The sequence below is a fragment of the Ruegeria sp. BI7 genome, assembly GCF_056537925.1.
Genome location: NZ_JBQFSK010000007.1, coordinates 110,598 through 125,030 on the forward strand (window position 1 = coordinate 110,598; position 14,433 = coordinate 125,030).

14 protein-coding genes are annotated in these 14,433 nt (G+C 60.4%); 7 read left to right on the forward strand and 7 right to left on the reverse strand.

What is annotated here, in order from left to right; genetic code table 11:
- Window positions 1-2 precede the first annotated feature (2 nt).
- Entirely contained in the window at window positions 3-188 is a 186-nt protein-coding gene (locus tag ACR0JB_RS15940; protein WP_170398297.1) for a hypothetical protein, read from the reverse strand.
- A 102-nt stretch (window positions 189-290) separates the two neighbouring features.
- On the opposite strand from ACR0JB_RS15940, the gene ACR0JB_RS15945 reads away from it, so the two are divergent.
- The 4 genes from ACR0JB_RS15945 to ACR0JB_RS15960 all read left to right on the forward strand — a co-directional run bounded on the left by ACR0JB_RS15945 (window position 291) and on the right by ACR0JB_RS15960 (window position 3,266).
- Window positions 291-983, forward strand: coding sequence for a helix-turn-helix transcriptional regulator (locus tag ACR0JB_RS15945; protein ID WP_170351019.1), 693 nt, complete (start codon window positions 291-293; stop codon window positions 981-983).
- 118 nt (window positions 984-1,101) lie between these two features.
- A complete protein-coding gene (locus ACR0JB_RS15950) occupies window positions 1,102-1,773 on the forward strand; it encodes a YiaD family glycine zipper/OmpA-like lipoprotein (protein WP_170351018.1) in 672 nt (223 codons plus the stop codon).
- Between the two features lie 114 nt (window positions 1,774-1,887).
- A complete protein-coding gene (locus ACR0JB_RS15955; RefSeq protein WP_170398300.1) occupies window positions 1,888-2,430 on the forward strand; it encodes an NADPH-dependent FMN reductase in 543 nt (180 codons plus the stop codon).
- Between the two features lie 38 nt (window positions 2,431-2,468).
- On the forward strand, window positions 2,469-3,266 hold the full coding sequence (locus tag ACR0JB_RS15960) for an HTD2 family dehydratase (RefSeq protein ID WP_170398303.1): 798 nt from the start codon (window positions 2,469-2,471) through the stop codon (window positions 3,264-3,266).
- Here the strand turns inward: ACR0JB_RS15960 and ACR0JB_RS15965 are convergent.
- The gene (locus tag ACR0JB_RS15965; RefSeq protein ID WP_170578104.1) at window positions 3,258-4,298 is read right to left on the reverse strand and encodes an NAD(P)/FAD-dependent oxidoreductase; all 1,041 of its coding nucleotides are present in this window, start codon (window positions 4,296-4,298) and stop codon (window positions 3,258-3,260) included. The two genes, ACR0JB_RS15960 and ACR0JB_RS15965, sit on opposite strands and share 9 nt — an antisense overlap.
- A gap of 49 nt (window positions 4,299-4,347) precedes the next feature.
- On the opposite strand from ACR0JB_RS15965, the gene mnmC2 reads away from it, so the two are divergent.
- Both mnmC2 and ACR0JB_RS15975 read left to right on the forward strand, forming a co-directional pair.
- Window positions 4,348-5,013 carry a tRNA (5-methylaminomethyl-2-thiouridine)(34)-methyltransferase MnmC2 gene (gene mnmC2 / locus ACR0JB_RS15970; RefSeq protein ID WP_170578102.1) on the forward strand — a complete coding sequence of 222 codons (666 nt, stop codon included), beginning with the start codon at window positions 4,348-4,350 and terminating at the stop codon, window positions 5,011-5,013.
- Complete coding sequence (locus ACR0JB_RS15975; protein WP_480645135.1) at window positions 5,010-5,879, forward strand: DMT family transporter; 870 nt, start codon at window positions 5,010-5,012, stop codon at window positions 5,877-5,879. The genes mnmC2 and ACR0JB_RS15975 overlap by 4 nt, the downstream gene beginning before the upstream one ends.
- Here the strand turns inward: ACR0JB_RS15975 and ACR0JB_RS15980 are convergent.
- Window positions 5,853-7,817 carry a lytic transglycosylase domain-containing protein gene (locus ACR0JB_RS15980; RefSeq protein WP_480790068.1) on the reverse strand — a complete coding sequence of 655 codons (1,965 nt, stop codon included), beginning with the start codon at window positions 7,815-7,817 and terminating at the stop codon, window positions 5,853-5,855. The two genes, ACR0JB_RS15975 and ACR0JB_RS15980, sit on opposite strands and share 27 nt — an antisense overlap.
- A gap of 134 nt (window positions 7,818-7,951) precedes the next feature.
- On the opposite strand from ACR0JB_RS15980, the gene dapA reads away from it, so the two are divergent.
- A complete protein-coding gene (gene dapA, locus ACR0JB_RS15985; RefSeq protein WP_170362315.1) occupies window positions 7,952-8,824 on the forward strand; it encodes a 4-hydroxy-tetrahydrodipicolinate synthase in 873 nt (290 codons plus the stop codon).
- A 100-nt stretch (window positions 8,825-8,924) separates the two neighbouring features.
- On the opposite strand, the gene ACR0JB_RS15990 is transcribed toward dapA, so the two are convergent.
- Genes ACR0JB_RS15990 through ACR0JB_RS16005 form a run of 4 tightly spaced genes read right to left on the reverse strand, consistent with a single transcriptional unit; the run spans window position 8,925 to window position 14,418 of the window.
- Window positions 8,925-9,797, reverse strand: coding sequence for a dimethyl sulfoxide reductase anchor subunit family protein (locus tag ACR0JB_RS15990; protein ID WP_170398313.1), 873 nt, complete (start codon window positions 9,795-9,797; stop codon window positions 8,925-8,927).
- Window positions 9,797-10,546 carry a 4Fe-4S dicluster domain-containing protein gene (locus ACR0JB_RS15995; RefSeq protein ID WP_170362313.1) on the reverse strand — a complete coding sequence of 250 codons (750 nt, stop codon included), beginning with the start codon at window positions 10,544-10,546 and terminating at the stop codon, window positions 9,797-9,799. The genes ACR0JB_RS15990 and ACR0JB_RS15995 overlap by 1 nt, the downstream gene beginning before the upstream one ends.
- Window positions 10,543-13,362: a molybdopterin oxidoreductase family protein gene (locus ACR0JB_RS16000; protein WP_480790069.1), complete on the reverse strand. Its 2,820-nt coding sequence runs from the start codon at window positions 13,360-13,362 to the stop codon at window positions 10,543-10,545. Before ACR0JB_RS16000 ends, ACR0JB_RS15995 begins: the two co-directional genes overlap by 4 nt.
- A gap of 24 nt (window positions 13,363-13,386) precedes the next feature.
- The gene (locus ACR0JB_RS16005; RefSeq protein WP_170398320.1) at window positions 13,387-14,418 is read right to left on the reverse strand and encodes a YeiH family protein; all 1,032 of its coding nucleotides are present in this window, start codon (window positions 14,416-14,418) and stop codon (window positions 13,387-13,389) included.
- Between the last annotated feature and the right edge of the window lie 15 nt (window positions 14,419-14,433).

A 14,433-nucleotide genomic window follows, 5' to 3' on the forward strand; every position in this document is an offset into this window, starting at 1 on the left:
TCCTAGGCTGTGCTGGTCCAGAACAGTTTCAGATTGCCCAGTGAAAACCGCTTCGCTCGTTTCTTAGGGGCGCAAGGTCGGCGAGCGGTCATGATTTCGCGTTCGATTTCAAAGGCGCGCAGGGTGTGATCCTGCGCCCAGCGGTCCAATTTCAAGGTCATCATCACGTGATTGTCGCGGCTTGGCATGGGAACTCTCCTTTCAACTGATCCCAAGTCTGGCCCATCACTCCTGACACCACCCTGTCAGGGGGGTGTGCTAGTGTGTCAGCAGATCAATCGGAGACCCCCATGCGCCGTTCGACACGCCTGTTTGAAATCATCCAGATTTTGCGTTCAGCCGAAACGCCGGTGACGGCTGAGATGTTGGCAGAAAAGCTGGAGGTGTCTGCCCGCACCGTCTATCGCGACATTGCGGCCCTTCAGGCGCAACGTACCCCGATCGAGGGAGAGGCTGGTGTCGGCTATCTGATGCGGCGCGGCTATGACCTGCCACCGCTGAATTTCGATGCCGAAGAGGTCGAGGCCTTGTGGGTCGGCCTGTCGATGCTGGCACGGACCGGGGATAGCACGCTGCAGCAGGCCGCCGACCGTGTGTGCCGCAAGATCGAGGCGTTGCGCGTGCCGACAGACTGGTTGCAGGTTGCCCCATGGGGGGCGCCGATGGATGATCCTGAAAAGGGTTGCGTACCGGTTGTGAACTATCGCGAGGCCATACGGAACGAGCGCAAAATCCGCATCACCTATGTCAATGCCAACGAAGATCGGACCGAACGGATCGTCCGGCCCGTTGCGCTGATCTATCATATCGAATGCACCATGCTGGCCGCGTGGTGCGAGTTGCGGAACGGGTTCCGCCATTTCCGTACCGACCGTATCTGGGCCTGCGAGTTGATTGACGATCACTTTTGCGGGCAGGGTGAGCCGTTGCGCGCGATCTGGCAGGAACAGAATCACTGGGATGTCCCCACAGGTACGTCGTAGGTGGCAGGTATTTGCCGATTTCACTTGATTGTTGCTTGAGCCCACCTGCGGGCAACGCGATATACTGCGCCAAACAATACGCGCCCGAAGAACGGGCGCCGGAGCAGAAGGTGATATCATGACGATTTCCAAATTTGTTTTGTCTGCCGGGCTATCCTCGGCTCTGGTTTTGGCGGCCTGTACGGACCCTGGCACGCTGAACCTGCCATCCGACCCCAATCAGAACACCAGACAAGGTGCGATTCTGGGTGGTCTGGTCGGGGCCGGAGTTGGCGCCATTGCAAACGACTCGGATCCGCTGTTGGGCGCGCTGGCAGGTGGTGCCATCGGTGCTGCAGGTGGTGGTCTGGTCGGCAACCAACTGGACAAGCAGGCGGCGGAACTGCGTCAGCAGCTGGCCAATCAGGGCATTACCGTCACCAATGCCGGAGATCGCCTGATTGTCACCGTGCCGAATGATATCAGCTTTGACACTGACAGCGCGACCGTGCGCCCGGCGCTGCGTGCCGATCTGGTGCGGGTAGGGCAGAACCTGACGCGGTATCCGAACTCGAACATTCAGGTCATCGGCCATACCGACAGCGATGGCGAGGCGTCCTATAATCAGGCCCTGTCCGAACGCCGTGCACGGTCCGTGGCAGATATTCTGCAGGCCAATGGGGTGAGCAGCGCCCGTCTCACGACTATCGGGCTGGGGGAAAACCGCCCCGCTGCGTCGAACCTGACGCCCGAAGGCAAGGCCCGCAACCGCCGGGTTGATATCGAGATTGTCCCCAGCGGCCAAACCTGACGAAACGGGGCACCTGCGGGTGCCCCTTTTTCGCACATTGACTGCGCGTCACATGGGCTTTGGTGCGCGCGTGCTTTGGGCTAGCTATTGGGAAACCCAAACCGGAGTTCCCCAATGTCCGCACCAATCCTTCTGAGCCTGTCCGGTTCGCTGCGTCAAAGCGCCACCAACCGCAAACTTCTACGCGAGGCGGCGCGGCTGTTCGACCCCGGCACCTATATCGAAGCCGACCTGAACCTGCCGCTCTATGATGGCGATCTGGAGGATGGTGAAGGCATTCCCGCGCCTGTTCAAACTCTGACCGATCAGATCGCGCAGGCGCATGCGGTGATCATTTCCACACCCGAATACAACAAAGGCCCGTCAGGCGTGCTGAAAAACGCGTTGGACTGGGTCAGCCGAACCGAGGGCCGCCCCTGGGCTGACAAGCCGGTCGCCGTGATGTCGGCGGCGGCGGGTCGTGCCGGGGGTGAGCGCGCGCAGATGGTGTTGCGTGGCTATATGGTGCCGTTCCAGCCGCGCATCCTGCAAGGGCCCGAGATCCATCTGGCCAACAGCTCTAACGAGTTTGATGAACATGGAAAACTGACCAGCGACCGCTATGAAAGCAGCTTGCGAACCCTGATGGAGAAGCTTCGGTCCGAGGCGGGGTTCTAAGGCTTGTTCGCACAGGTCAGGCTGCCTAATCTGCGGCCATGGCAGAGGAAATTCAGACCGATGTGATTGACCCGGCCCGCGCCGCCGCGTTTCAGGTGGCGCTGGGGCAGGAGGGAAGGGTGACCGACGGAACGCCGCTGCCGCCGTTTTTCCATCAGCTCTATTTCTGGTTGCCGCGCCCGCCGTCCCAATTGGGCCGTGATGGTCACCCCAAGGTTGGCGGGCTGATCCCCGACATGGGACTGCCACGCCGTATGTGGGCCGGAGGGCGATTGGATTTTAATGCGCCATTGATTGCGGGCCGTAGTGCCAAACGTCGGTCGACCTGCGACAGTGCAACCTCGAAAGACGGGCGCAGCGGGCCGCTCGGTTTTGTCACTTTACGGCATGAAATCTGGCAGGGGGATACCCATTGTCTGACCGAATGGCAGGATCTGGTGTACCGTCAGGACCCTTCGCCAGATCAGGTCAAGCCCGCCCCACCCACGGCGCGCACCGATGAAACTGACCGACACGAGGTCACGTTCGATTCCACCTTGCTGTTTCGCTATTCGGCGCTGACCTTCAATGGCCACCGTATCCATTACGATCTGGACTATGCCCGCGATGTCGAAGGTTATGCCGGACTGGTCGTGCATGGCCCGCTGCTGGCGCAGCTGCTGATGTTGTTTGCCGAAGAATTGAAGGGGCCTTTGGCGCGGTTCTCATTCCGTGCAACCGCGCCGTTGATGCATTTTGAAACCGCGACCTTGTGCCGGGAAGGGCAAACCCTGTGGGTGAGCGGCCCCGATGGGCGGCAATGTATGATCGCCGAAGCTGTTGCCCGGTCAGAGTGAGGCTTCGGGCCGGAAATCGTCGGGGATGTTATCGCGTCCGTCCAGAACCAGATCGGCCATGGCCTCGGCCACTTTGGGTGCCATGCCAAAGCCGATCTTGAAGCCTCCATTGGCGATGAACTGCCCCTGATGTAGCGGGTGTTCCCCCAGCATCGGGGCACGACTTTTGCTGCGGGGGCGCACGCCGGCCCAGCGGTCGATGACCTCTGCCCCATGCAATACAGGCACCGCGCGGGTGGCGCGATCCAGCACATCATCCAGCGCGGCATCCGTACTGGCCGGGTCATCATATTCGCGTTCCGAGGTCGAGCCGATCGCCAGTGTGCCATCCGCATGGGGGACGATATGGATCGCATCCGCAAACAGCTGTGGCACTTCCCCAGCATCGAACCGCAACAGCGCAGCCTGCCCCTTGACGCCATTGCCGACGGTTTTGCCGAAGGCTTGGCTAAGTTCCAGTAGTCCGGCCAGACCAGTGGCATGGACAACCTGCCCCTTGTTCGGCGCGTCTGTCACCACCTCGACACCCATCACCGCAAGCGCAGAAACCAGCGCAGCGCAGGCGCGGCGGGGGTGCATCCGGGCACTTAGCGTATCGTGGATCACGAAGCCGGTTGGGCTGGGTGGGCACCATGACCCAAGCGTATCAGTCGCAACAACACGCCATTCGGCGTGACCCTGCCACAGCTTGTCCGCCGTAACCGCGCGGGCATGGGCAAGCTCCAATGTGCGGGCGTCAGTGACGGGTTGCAACCGGCCCAGACGCGCATACCCGGCGGAAACCCCGCCGGTGGCTTCGACCTGTTTCCAGAAGGGTTCGGCCAGGATCAGGCTGTCGAATTGAAAGGCCTTCTTGGCGTTCCAGTTTTCGGGCACATGCGGGGCCAACGCGCCGACCAAACCACCGCTGGAGCCTGATCCGGGACCGAACGGATCGACAACCTGTACCTTGGCGCCGCGCCGGGCGCAGGTCCAGGCAATGGACAGGCCAAAGATGCCCGCGCCACGCACCGTTACATCGACCATTGCCATTCCCCTTATCCTTGTTCAGTGTCGCGCCGCTTAGCTACAGGATTCCCCGATGGCAGACCAGCGCGCCGAACTGACATGGACCGAGGATCAGATCCCGGTCTCGGACCGTTTCGACGATCCTTATTATTCGTTGCAGAACGGGTTGGAGGAAACGCGGCATGTCTTTCTGGCGGGTAATGATCTGCCCGCGCGATTTGCGCCGGGGTTTCGTATCGCCGAGCTGGGTTTTGGCACGGGTCTAAACATGCTGACTGTGTGGTCCGAATGGGAGAAATCTGGCCAAACCACGCCCCTGACCTTCACCAGTTTCGAAGCCTTTCCTATGACGCCCGAGGACATGTCCCGCGCAATGGCATCGTTCCCCGAATTGACACCGTGGAGCGACCGTTTTCTGGCGCAGTGGCAGAGTGGCGGGTGCGATCTGGGGACCCTGCGCCTTGAAGTGATCGAGGGCGACGCTCGTCAGACATTGCCTGACTGGGCTGGTCGGGCAGATGCATGGTTTCTGGACGGGTTTTCCCCGGCAAAGAACCCTGAATTGTGGGGGGCTGATCTGATGCAGCAGGTGGCGGATCATACGGCAGCCGAGGGCACGGTAGCCACCTACACTGCCGCCGGATTTGTGCGGCGCGGGCTGGAAGAGGCGGGCTTTACCGTCGCCCGAACCCCCGGCTATGGCCGCAAGCGTCATATGACCCGGGCGCGCAAGCCATGACGCAGCAGAATAACGTGCGGGCCGGAATTGGCCTGATGATCGCGGCCACCATCGTGTTTGCCTTGCAGGACGGTATCTCGCGCCATCTGGCCGGGACCTACAACACCTACATGGTTGTGATGATCCGCTACTGGTTCTTCGCCGCGTTTGTCATTGCGCTGGCAGCGCGCGCGCCGGGCGGGTTACGGGCCGCAGCGCAGACGAGCCAGCTGGGGCTACAGGTGTTTCGTGGCGTCTTGCTGGCGGCAGAGATTTGCGTGGCCGTGTTTGCGTTCACCGTTCTTGGCCTGATCGACACGATGGCTGTGTTTATCTGTTATCCATTGTTGGTCGCAGCGTTAAGCGGTCCTGTGCTTGGTGAGAAAGTAGGTTGGAGACGCTGGTCCGCTATTGGTGTCGGTTGCATTGGAGTTCTGATCATCCTGCAGCCCGGGGTCGGGGTGTTCAATCCGTGGGCCATCGTTCCGCTCATATCCGCGCTGATGTTTGCACTCTATGGTCTACTGACCCGGTTCGCTGCCCGTATAGACAGTGCGGCCACCAGCTTTTTCTGGACTGGAATTGCGGGCGCTGTTGCGATGACTTCGGTGGGAATGTGGTTCTGGGAACCGATGGCCCGCCCGGACTGGGTCTGGATGGCGGTGTTGTGTGTCAGCGGCGTGTTAGGCCACTGGCTGCTGATCAAATGCTATGAGATGGCCGAGGCCAGCGCGGTGCAGCCCTTTGCCTATTTCCACCTGGTCTGGGGTACGATTTTGGGCATCACGGTCTTTGGCGAGGCGCTGCGGCCAGAGGTCGTTCTGGGCGCAGCTTTGGTCGTGGCGGCAGGTCTGTTCACCCTATGGCGCGAACGACGCCAGGGTTGAACCGATTAGTTCCTGCGAGAATGGAATCGGCAGTGCAGGCTGACCCAGACGCGCGCGATAAACAGGCAGGCTTTCTGCCACCCGCATCACGTAGTTGCGCGTCTCGCTGAACGGGATGGTTTCGATCCAGTCGACCACGTCGATCTCACCGGCACGGGGGTCACCATACCGATCCATCCACGATATCGGACGGCGCGGCCCGGCATTATAGCCTGCGGCCATCATCACCACATTGCCGTTGAAATCCTCTGCCAGCCCAGACAGGTAATTGGCGCCCAGCTTGGCGTTGTATTGCCAGTCCGAGGTCAGCTTGATTGTCTTGTGACCGCTGAGAATTCCCAGCTCCTTAGCTACCAGTTGCGCCGTGGCCGGCATCACCTGCATCAGCCCGCGCGCGCCCGCGCCGCTGATCACCACCGGGTCGAACTCGCTTTCGCGACGGGCGATGGCCAAGGTCATCTCTTTCGCCATGGGCAGGCCCATATCGGCGACCGGATGCACCGGGTAATAGGCGGCGGGCAGAACAACGCCCGTTTTCGCCGCCCGTTTGGCGATCATCACCGCCAGATGCGGCTCCTTGAGTTCGATCACCAGATCGCCCAATTGCGTCGCCTGCACCTGATCCAGTTCTTCTACCAGATGGGTTAGGAAGCGCTCGGACAGGTTATCTTCGCCCGCACGCAACAGCAGCAGCCCGGCTTCCAACACGCTGGAGTCGGCAAACTCGGCCTGTTTCCAATGCGGCGCGCGGCGAGGGTTGGCCAATTCGCTGTCAAACGGTCGTCCAATGCGTTCAGCCGCCAACAGGCCATAGAACGACGTCTGATAATCCGCGCCCATCGCATAAGCTTCATAGGCTTTGTCGGCATCGCCTTGCGCGCTATAGGCCCGACCCAGCCAGTATCCGCCGCGCCCTTTCGAGATCGGAGACTGCACCGCGCCTGAAAAGTTCTGGAAATGCCGCACGGCCGTGGCCGGATCGTTCAGCTTGCGCAGGGCCAAGAACCCCGCCAGCCATTCCAGATCGGCATAGGCATAGCCCATTTCCGGCGTCATGTGATGGTTCGCAGCGATCTGATAGGCGCGATTCACGTCGCCATTGCGCATCTCAAGCCGGGCCAGACGGCGGCGGCCCTCGGCCCATTTGTCAGGTTCACCCAGCGCCTCAGGCCCGGTAGAGCGTGCCAGCATCAGGTCAATTGCGCTGTTGTCCAGCTCTTTCCGGTCGCGCCAGACAAAACGGTCAAAGGCCAACCCAGGCGCGTCGGCCAGGGATTTTGGAACGGCTGCAACCTTGCCATCTACGCCGGGCAGGCGTTTTTGCAGGGCAATCCGCGCTTCGGCCAGCTTGCGCTGATCAGCACTGACCAAGGGCAGCATCTGCCCCGCGCTGACCAGATGGTTGTCCCAAAGCATCCGGTCCAGCCGCGCCGCGTGGTGGGGTTTCAGCAGCTTGCTGAAATTCTCAAGGTAATTCTTCTGCAGACCCTTACCCATCGGCATGGTGCGCCATGCTGCCACAATGTCAGCCTCGGCATCACCTTCGCGCCCTTTGGCCATCAAGGCGACGGCATAGTTCAGCGCCCCTTCGGCGGATTGCGGCGGTACGTCGGCGTAGAATTTCAAGACCCGATCGGGATCAGCCCCGGTAAAGACCGGCTCGCTTTTGCGACGCAGCCAGGCCAGACCTGGCCAATCCGGTCGACGTTCCAGAAACACCAGCACATCGCCTGAGCTGCCATAGCCTTCGCGCAGCCAGTGCCAGACAATGATGTCGCGACTGACCGACCCCCGATTGCCCGACACCCGCAGGGCGGCATTCCAGTCGCCCTTACGCATTTCGTTCATCCCGGCCCGCAGATCACCGACCGAGTCGGCCTGCGCTTGCCCCATTGCCCCAAGAATCATTGCTATCAAAAGCGCTAGAACGCGTGTCATGCCTTGCATTTCCCAACCAACCAAGGATAGAGCCATTCAGGATAAACCTTGTGCCAACGGTATCAACTCACATCGCCATGATTGTGACGATCCTTGGGCACAAAAAACACAAACTGCACACTAAGGAGCGTGTCATGTTCAAAGGCTCAATGCCAGCCCTCGTCACACCGTTTTCAAACGGCGAGTTGGACCTGAAGACGCTCAAACACTTGGTGGAATGGCAGATTCAGGAAGGCTCGACCGGGCTGGTTCCTGTGGGCACCACCGGTGAAAGCCCGACCCTTAGTCATGAAGAGCATGAAACCGTTGTGGAAGAGGTGGTCAAAGCGGCCGCCGGTCGGGTTCCGGTTATCGCCGGGGCGGGGTCGAATAACACGGTTGAGGCAATCCGCTTTGTGCGATTCGCAGAACGGATCGGTGCCGATGCGGCACTGGTGGTGACGCCGTATTACAACAAGCCGACCCAAAAGGGTCTGGTGGCACATTTCCGTGCGCTGCATGATTGCGCCGATATTCCGATCATCATCTACAACATCCCCGGTCGGTCGGTCGTCGACATGACCCCGGCAACCATGGGTGAACTGGCTGAACTGCCGCGCATCGTGGGCGTCAAGGACGCCACTGGTGATCTGGCGCGCGTCAGCCAGCAGCGTGCGGCCTGTGGGCCCGCGTTCTGCCAGCTGTCCGGCGAAGACGCGACCGCGCTGGGCTTTAACGCGCATGGCGGTGTTGGCTGCATCTCGGTGACCGCGAATGTCGCACCGAAGCTTTGCGCCGAGTTCCAGCAGGCGACGTTGGCAGGCGATTTTGCCAAGGCGCTGGAATATCAGGATCGCCTGATGCCCCTGCACGAGGCGATTTTCCTCGAGCCGGGTCTGGTCGGGGCAAAATACGCGCTTAGCAAACTGGGTCTGTGCAGTGACGAGGTACGCTCGCCTCTGACACCGCTGGAAAACAGCACCAAGGCCGCCATTGATGCCGCAATGGCCTATGCCGGTTTGATTTGAGCCCGGCCTGGCCGGATGTTTTCACCCGGTTGGCAATCCCTTGGAAAAGATGGATTGGCCTGTCAGGCTAAAAAAGAAGGGGGCTGAGAGCCCCCTTTTATTATCGTTTTCCGTAGTACAGCCCGACGACGTGTTCGGCCTGTGCAAAGAATAGCCATCGGGAAATTGCAACGCCAGTCAGATGGGATAGGACGGCGAGCAATGCCAGTATGTGATGGAATGGCAGCATCAACAGGATCAGCGGTACGAAAATGGCCAACGTGAACGAGATGATCCGCAGCTTTTCGGCGTGTTTGCGCCCGACCACGTGGACGAACTCGCGCAGCAGATAGTTGGTGCCGGTATGGGGTGGTTCAAACGCCCGAACCGAACCGCGCCCGCCCAGGCCTGTAGCGGTGCCCAGATCAGTGCCGGATTGGGCAAAGGCCTTGTCCCCTTGCCGCCAGTACATCAGTTGCACCGCGCCGGCGATCAACAACAACGGCATCGCCCAAGCAAGTTGCCCGGACAGAAGCGCCCCGCCCGCAAGGCTGAAGCTGAGGAACATGGCGGGTGTCAGCTTCATGTTCCAGCGCGGGATGGTCTTGAGCTGGGTATAGATCATCGATGTCGTGAACACTGTTGCCAGTGAGAACAAGGAACCGAGAACGCCCAGAGCGCCCCAGCGCTGCCCAAAAAACACCGCGCCGATGGCGTAAAGCCCCATCAGGACCAGGGCGATGACTGCGCACCAGCCTTCACGGCTGAGCCAGCTTGACCGCCATTGCGTGAAGGCCTTCATCGCGCGTTCCGGGTGGCCCAGGTGGAAGGTCGAGGCCAGCAAGCCGCCGACGGAAAGACCAAAGCCGATGGCAAAAAGCGCAAAGGCGACCCAGCCGGTGACGACGGGCAAGCCGAGGCCGAGGAAAAACAGCAGGCCAAAACCCAGGCCCGAGAGGGTGGTGAAGACGATGACGGAAGGTGCGGGATGCATCAGAGCTTCTCCAGAGTTTTGTCGAGCCAGCCAAGGAATCCTTTGGGTTCTTCGGCGACCGGGGCCAGCAGCGGGGCCAGAATGTCGATCTGATCCTCGATCTGATCCTTGGGCCGGGGTGGCAGGTATTTGTTGACGGGTTTGGTGCCCATTTCCGGCATCAGGTCCATGCCCTCACGCTCAGCCACCAGTTTGCTGACGTCGCTGTCAGGATCGCCAAGATCACCGAAATGCCGGGCCCCGGCGGGGCAAGTGCGCACGCAAGAGGGGACACGATCCACCTCGGGCAGGTTCTCGTTGTAGATGCGATCAACGCACAGGGTGCATTTCTTCATCACACCTTCCGCCTGATCCAGCTCGCGCGCGCCATAAGGGCAGGACCACGCGCATAGGCCGCAGCCGATGCAGTCGCTTTCATTGACCAGAACGATGCCATCCTCGACCCGCTTATAGCTGGCCCCGGTGGGGCACACGGTGACGCAGGGCGCGTCTTCGCAATGCAGGCAGGATTTGGGGAAATGGATTAGCTGTGCGTGACCCTCATCCGGTGTCACTTCGTAGGAATGCACACGGTTCAGGAAGGTGCCCGACGGATTGGCGCCATAGGCATCCTGATCCGACAGCGGCGCGCCATAGTTTTCGGTGTTCCAGCCTTTGCAGGAAATCACGCAAGCATGGCAGCCAACGCAGGTGTCCAGGTCGATAACCAGACCCATCTTACGTTCGGTGGATTGGGGGAGTTGGGTCATTTGCCTACCTTCCACGCCAGATCTTTCGGGCCGGTTCCCACCGGCGATTTAATAGGGTCGAATTCCGGTTGGCTTTCGGCGTCACCCGGGGCTTCGGCTTTTTCGATTTTGACCTTCAGGTCGAACCAGGCGGCCTGACCGGTAATGGGGTCGGAGTTGGCCCACCGCATGCCGTCGCCTTTCGGCGGCATCAGCTCGTGAATCAGATGGTTCAACAGGAAGCCCTTGGTGGCCTCGGGCGCGTCCTCTTGCAGGGCCCAGGCGCCTTTGCGCTTGCCGATGGCGTTCCAGGTCCAGACGGTGTTTTCATTCAGCGCTGCCATTTCCATGACCGGCACCGTGATTGCCCCATGCGGCGAGCTGACCTTGGCCCAGTCACCATCCTGCAGCCCGTGCTCGCGCATCAGTTTGGTCGGGACATAAAGCGGGTTGCGCCCGTGCAACTGGCGCAGCCAGGCGTTCTGGGTGCCCCAGCTATGGTACATTGCCATCGGGCGTTGGGTCAGGGCGTTGACCGTGAAGCCTTCGTTGCTCTGTTGATCGGTCTCGTACCAGATCGGCAGCGGGTCCATCGTGTCCTTGATACGCAGGCGCAGATGCTCGGGTGGTTGCCTCTCACCATGGCCTTCGGCTGCCAGTTGGAATTTGCGCATCGGTTCCGAGTAAAGCTGGAAAAGGTAAGGTTGCGGGCTGTCATAGATACCCATGCCCACGGCCCAGTCCTGATAGGCTGCGTTCCAAGGTTTGTAGTAATCCGCACCTTCGGGAATATGCGCGACATAGAAGCCGCCGTTGTCGATATAGCGGTTCAATTGTTCCGGGTTGACCTCACCACGCCCTTCCTTGTCGCCATCTGGGCCACGGAAACCGGCCAGCGGGCCAATGCCCGGGCGGCGTTCGTGGTTTACGATATAGTCGGCATAGTCCTTCCACTTGGCGCTGCCATCTTCGTTGGTGAAGCCGGGCAGGTTCATACGGTTGGCCAGTTCGATCAACACCGACTGGAAACCGCGGACGTCGCGATCGGGTTCGATCACCGGCCAGCGGATCGCATCGGCGGCGGCATCAGCCTCGCATATCGGGCGGTCCAGCAGCGAAATACAGTCGTGCCGTTCCAGATAGGTGGTGTCGGGCAAGACCAGATCGGCATAGGCCACCATTTCCGAGGAATAGGCATCGGAATAGATGATGTTCGGAATGACGTAATTTCCGTCATCATCTTTGGCGGTCAGCATTTCCATCACGCCTTTGGTGTTCATGGACGAGTTCCACGACATGTTTGCCATGTACATAAACAGCGTGTCGATCTTGTAGGGATCACCCGCAGCAGCGTTTGAAATCACCATATGCATCAGCCCGTGGGCCGACATCGGGTTTTCCCAGGTGAACGCCTTGTCGATGCGAATGGGGCTGCCGTCATCGTCCAGCAGCAGATCGTCGGGACCGCGTGGAAAGCCCAGATGCGGCCCGTTCAGCGGTCGGCCCGGACGGCGGTCGCCATGCGGTGTCGGGTGCGCCTCGACCGGTTTGGGATAGGGCGGTTTGAAACGGAAACCTCCGGGCACTTCGACAGTGCCCAGCAGGATTTGCAGCACGTGCAGCGCGCGGCAGGTCTGGAACCCATTGGCATGGGCCGAAACTCCGCGCATCGAGTGGAAGCTGACCGGACGACCGATCATCTTGGAGTGCTTCTCACCCCGGAAATCGGTCCATTCGTGATCCAGCTCGATCGCTTCGTCAAAGGCAACACGGGCGATTTCGGCCGCGATGGCACGAATGCGGCTGGCGGGGATACCACAGCGTTCGGCCACGGCCTCGGGCGCGTTGTCGTCGCTGAGGTATTTGTCCGCCATCAGGTGGAAGACCGGGCGGTGAGTGACGCCATCTTTTTCGTAGGTCGCCGACAGGTCAGGTCGCGCACCCGGCTTGTCAAAGGCGGTCAGCTCGCCTGTGGTTCGGTCGATCACCAGCGGTTTTCCATCGGCGTCGCGCAAGAACAGGCCTTTCTCAGGGCCTTCGGCGGCATTCACCAGAACCGGCGCGTTGGTGTAGCGGCTGAGGTAATCAAGGTCGATCTTGCCCGCCTTCATCAACACGTGGATCAGCGACAGGATGAACAGCCCGTCGGTGCCCGGCGTGATCCCGACCCAGTCATCGGCGACAGCGTTATAGCCCGAACGGATCGGGTTCACCCCGATTACCCGCGCGCCGCGCTTTTTGATCTTGCCGATGCCCATCTTGATCGGGTTGCTGTCATGGTCCTCGGCCACGCCGAACAGCATGAACAGCTTGGTGTGATCCCAGTCGGGCTGACCGAATTCCCAGAACGCGCCACCCATGGTGTAGATGCCGCCCGCCGCCATGTTGACGGAACAGAACCCGCCATGTGCCGCATAGTTGGGGGTGCCGAAATTCTGCGCCCAGAAGCTGGTGAAGCTTTGGCTTTGGTCACGACCGGTAAAGAAGGCCAGTTTCTGCGGCGCGGTTTCGTGCAGCTCGTTCAGCCAGCCAACGGCAGTGCTGATCGCTTCGTCCCATTCGATCTCGCGAAACTCACCCGAGCCGCGCGGACCAACCCGGCGCAGCGGCTTGCGCAGCCGCGACGGCGCGTTGACCTGCATGATCCCCGCCGATCCCTTGGCGCACAGAACGCCCTTGTTCACCGGGTGATCGCGGTTGCCTTCGATATAGGCGACCTTGCCGTCTTTCATATGAACGTTGATGCCGCAGCGGCAGGCACACATGTAACAGGTGGTGCGCCGAACCTCGTCCGAGACTTTAGGGCTGGTGTCTATCTTCGGTTGCTGGATGGTCATCTGGCGTCCTTCTGTCGGGGCGGATCAGGTCAGGAAAGTTATTCCGGCTAGGATAATTCCTGCAATGAAAAGAGTTTCTACGACGATCAGGCCGATGGCAGCGCCGCCGACCGAAAGGATTTGTTTCAGGTTGGTTTTCATGCCCACCGCCGCGATGGCGATCAGCAGCAGCCACCGCGATGCCTGGCTAAGCAGTTCAGTGATGAAAGGCGGGATCAGGCCGAATGAGCTGGCGGCAGCCAGAACAAGAAATCCAAGGACAAAGCCCGGCAGGATCGGGGGCCGTTTGCCAGTTTCATCCATTTCAGCAACACCGCGGATGATCAGCGACGCGACCAGAACCACCGGGGCCAGCATCGCCACACGGATAAGCTTTACCAGTGTTGCGGTGTCGCCGGTCTGCTCCGAGATCGAAAATCCTGCGCCAACCACCTGTGCCACATCGTGGATCGTACCGCCCAGGAACACACCGCCCGCGATGTCATTCATTCCCAGTGTCCGCACCAGGATCGGATAGGCGATCATCGCTATGGTCGACAGAACGGTCACGCCCAGAACGGTAAAGATCAGCCGTTCCTCGGACCGCTCATCTTTGGGCAGGATGGCACTGATGGCCATTGCGGCAGAGGCGCCGCAAATCGCGACAGACCCTGCCGTCAAAAAGGCAAAGCGCCATTTGTGGCCAAAAAACCGTGCAACCAGAAGGCCAAAGCCGATCGTTGCCAGAACCCCGCCCACGACCAGCGCGATCAAATCCCAGCCCAGCCCCATCATCAGTGTCATCGAAACCCGAACGCCCAAAAGGGCCACGCCCAGGCGCAACAATGATTTCGCTGCAAAGCCGATACCGGGAACGGTTTTACCTTCTTCCCCAAGAAAGCTGAGCGCAATGCCCAACAGCAACGCCATCAGCATGGCTGGCGTCGCATAATGCTCGGACAGAAACTTGGCGGACACGGCAACGATGACCGCCACCAGAATGCCCGGAAAAAGGGTACGGGCCTTCTGCGTGGCGTTTACACCGACAAAGTTTGAAATCTGGGTCTTGGCCAGCATCAATTTAATAGTCCT

What these genes read in the sequence shown, in the direction of transcription:
- ACR0JB_RS16005 (WP_170398320.1), bottom strand. Translation starts at nt 14,418, where the DNA reads ATGCTGGCCAAGACCCAGATTTCAAACTTTGTCGGTGTAAACGCCACG.
- ACR0JB_RS15960 (WP_170398303.1), top strand. Translation starts at nt 2,469, where the DNA reads ATGGCAGAGGAAATTCAGACCGATGTGATTGACCCGGCCCGCGCCGCC.
- ACR0JB_RS15945 (WP_170351019.1), top strand. Translation starts at nt 291, where the DNA reads ATGCGCCGTTCGACACGCCTGTTTGAAATCATCCAGATTTTGCGTTCA.
- ACR0JB_RS15975 (WP_480645135.1), top strand. Translation starts at nt 5,010, where the DNA reads ATGACGCAGCAGAATAACGTGCGGGCCGGAATTGGCCTGATGATCGCG.
- ACR0JB_RS15950 (WP_170351018.1), top strand. Translation starts at nt 1,102, where the DNA reads ATGACGATTTCCAAATTTGTTTTGTCTGCCGGGCTATCCTCGGCTCTG.
- ACR0JB_RS16000 (WP_480790069.1), bottom strand. Translation starts at nt 13,362, where the DNA reads ATGACCATCCAGCAACCGAAGATAGACACCAGCCCTAAAGTCTCGGAC.
- dapA (WP_170362315.1), top strand. Translation starts at nt 7,952, where the DNA reads ATGTTCAAAGGCTCAATGCCAGCCCTCGTCACACCGTTTTCAAACGGC.
- ACR0JB_RS15965 (WP_170578104.1), bottom strand. Translation starts at nt 4,298, where the DNA reads ATGGCAATGGTCGATGTAACGGTGCGTGGCGCGGGCATCTTTGGCCTG.
- ACR0JB_RS15995 (WP_170362313.1), bottom strand. Translation starts at nt 10,546, where the DNA reads ATGACCCAACTCCCCCAATCCACCGAACGTAAGATGGGTCTGGTTATC.
- ACR0JB_RS15955 (WP_170398300.1), top strand. Translation starts at nt 1,888, where the DNA reads ATGTCCGCACCAATCCTTCTGAGCCTGTCCGGTTCGCTGCGTCAAAGC.
- ACR0JB_RS15990 (WP_170398313.1), bottom strand. Translation starts at nt 9,797, where the DNA reads ATGCATCCCGCACCTTCCGTCATCGTCTTCACCACCCTCTCGGGCCTG.
- ACR0JB_RS15940 (WP_170398297.1), bottom strand. Translation starts at nt 188, where the DNA reads ATGCCAAGCCGCGACAATCACGTGATGATGACCTTGAAATTGGACCGC.
- ACR0JB_RS15980 (WP_480790068.1), bottom strand. Translation starts at nt 7,817, where the DNA reads ATGACACGCGTTCTAGCGCTTTTGATAGCAATGATTCTTGGGGCAATG.
- mnmC2 (WP_170578102.1), top strand. Translation starts at nt 4,348, where the DNA reads ATGGCAGACCAGCGCGCCGAACTGACATGGACCGAGGATCAGATCCCG.